The 790-nt window shown below is 45.6% G+C and carries 2 protein-coding genes; both read left to right on the forward strand.

Annotated elements, in window-relative coordinates; translation table 11 throughout:
- Positions 1-362 (forward strand): nucleoside-diphosphate kinase (locus tag GRP75_RS28475; protein WP_160791057.1); only part of this gene is annotated, 362 nt, incomplete at its 5' end.
- A gap of 30 nt (positions 363-392) precedes the next feature.
- On the forward strand, positions 393-790 hold a 398-nt coding region (locus GRP75_RS28480; RefSeq protein WP_337194293.1), incomplete at its 3' end, for a CheR family methyltransferase.

Raw genomic sequence — 790 nt, forward strand, 5'->3', positions numbered from 1 at the left:
AAGGCTTCAAAATGACGGCTGGCAAGCTTGTGCAAGTATCTAGAGAACAGGCAGAACGGCATTATGTGGAGCATGTGGGCAAGCCTTTTTTTGAAGAGCTTGTGGGTTTTATCACATCAAGTCCTGTGTTTGCTATGGTATGGGAAGGGGATAACATCGTTACGCTTTCCCGCTTGTTGATTGGTAAAACACAAGTAACTGAAGCTCTTCCGGGCACAATTCGTGGAGACTTTGCAGCACATACACCGTTTAACCTCATTCATGGTTCAGATTCACCGGAGAGCGCAGAGCGCGAGATTGCAAATTTTTTCATGCCGGAAGAATCCGTTCGGTATGAAAAAAGTGTGGCGACCTGGATGTAAGTTAAATTACGTATGAAGAAGGATGGTAGCATGACGGATATGGAACTGGGTCAGACGGACCCCGATTACACAGCGTTTATCCGCAAAATCAAGGACAGCACAGGTATTGATCTTGCACAATACAAAGAAGCACAGATGAAAAGGCGGTTAACTACGCTTCGCAACAAAAACGGGTTTCCCAGTTTTGTTTCTTTTTATGATGCCATGATGAAGGAAAAACCTCTATTCTATGAATTTCTGGATCGAATGACGATCAATGTTTCGGAATTTTGGCGAAATCCCAATCGGTGGGAAGTGCTGCGGGATACAATCTTGCCACAGCTGCTTGTGGGGAAGCAGAAGATTAAGCTGTGGAGTGCGGCCTGCTCGACTGGTGAAGAGCCTTATAGTCTGGCTATGGTTCTCGACGGTAAAGGGAGTTTAGGTAA

Origin of the sequence: Paenibacillus sp. OT2-17 (genome assembly GCF_009827695.1) — a bacterium.
GTDB classification, from domain to species: Bacteria; Bacillota; Bacilli; order Paenibacillales; family Paenibacillaceae; genus Paenibacillus; species Paenibacillus polymyxa_B.